The following is a 1,163-nucleotide window of genomic DNA, read 5'->3' on the forward strand; positions in this document are numbered from 1 at the left end:
TTGCGCTGGGTCATCTGGTCCATCGAATTGACCGACGAATTGACCTCGGCCAGCGCGTTGGACTGGTCGCGGCTCGCCATGGCGATGGATTCGACCCGTTCCGACACCGTGACGATCTTGTGCGAGATCTCGGCCAGCACCTGACCGGTCTGCTGCACCAGCCGCGAGCCCGACGAGACCTCCGTGCTCGACTTGCCGATCAGATCCTTGATCTGCTGGGCCGCGCCCGCCGAACGCTGAGCGAGTTCGCGCACTTCCTGGGCGACGACGGCAAATCCCTTGCCGGCTTCACCGGCCCGCGCCGCCTCGATGCCGGCGTTGAGCGCGAGCAGGTTGGTCTGGAAGGCGATGTCGTCGATGACGTCGATGATCTGGACGATCTGGTTGGAGGCGTCCTCGATCCGGCCCATGGCGTCGATGGCCGAGGCGACGATCGTGGAGGAGGCGTCGGCGCTCTTCTTGGTCTCGCCGACGATATGATTGGCTTCTTCGGCGCGTTCGGCCGAAGACTTGACCGTGACCGTGATCTCTTCGACGGCGGCGGCGGTCTGTTCGAGCGCTGCGGCCTGCTGTTCGGTGCGCTTGGCGAGATCGTCGGCGGCGGCGCTCATTTCGCCGGCGTTGCGCTGGATCATCTCGGTGTTCTCGCGGATATGCGCCATTGTGTCCTGCAGCTTGGCGAGCGAGGAGTTGAAGTCGGCGCGCAGCGTCTCAAGCTTGCCGAAGAACGGCGTCTCGATGGTCTGGGAGATGTCGCCCTGGGCGAGACGGCCGAGACCGGCGGCGAGCGCGTTGACGGCGAAATCGATCTGGCGGTCGATGTCGAGCTTTTCGGCGTCGTTGCGGCGGCGTTCGTCTTCGGCGGCGGCGCGTTCGGCTTCCGAGCGCTGTTCGATCTCGATCTTGGAGAGCGCGTTCTGCTTGAAGACGCCGAGCGCGCGGGCCATTTCGCCGATTTCGTCGACGCGGGCTTCGCCGTTGATCTTGGTGTCGAGCACGCCTTCGGCGAGCTTGCGCATGGCCGAGGTGATCTGGCCGATCGGACCCTTGAAGGTCATGACGAGACCGATGCCGGCGAAGATGGCGATGAGGATGCCGGTGATGGTGGCGCCGACGGAGATGGAGTTGGCGCTGTCGCGCTCCTTGCCGGCGCTTTCCTTCTG

The 1,163-nt window shown here is 65.1% G+C and carries 1 protein-coding gene; it reads right to left on the reverse strand.

The genetic code is table 11. The annotated features are described in order from the left end of the window. A partial coding sequence (locus E8Q41_RS22610) for a HAMP domain-containing methyl-accepting chemotaxis protein (RefSeq protein ID WP_137157835.1) occupies nucleotides 1–1,163 on the reverse strand: 1,163 nt, incomplete at both ends.

The sequence above is a fragment of the Rhizobium sp. FKL33 genome, from assembly GCF_005222915.1.
Taxonomy (GTDB): domain Bacteria; phylum Pseudomonadota; class Alphaproteobacteria; order Rhizobiales; family Rhizobiaceae; genus Rhizobium_E.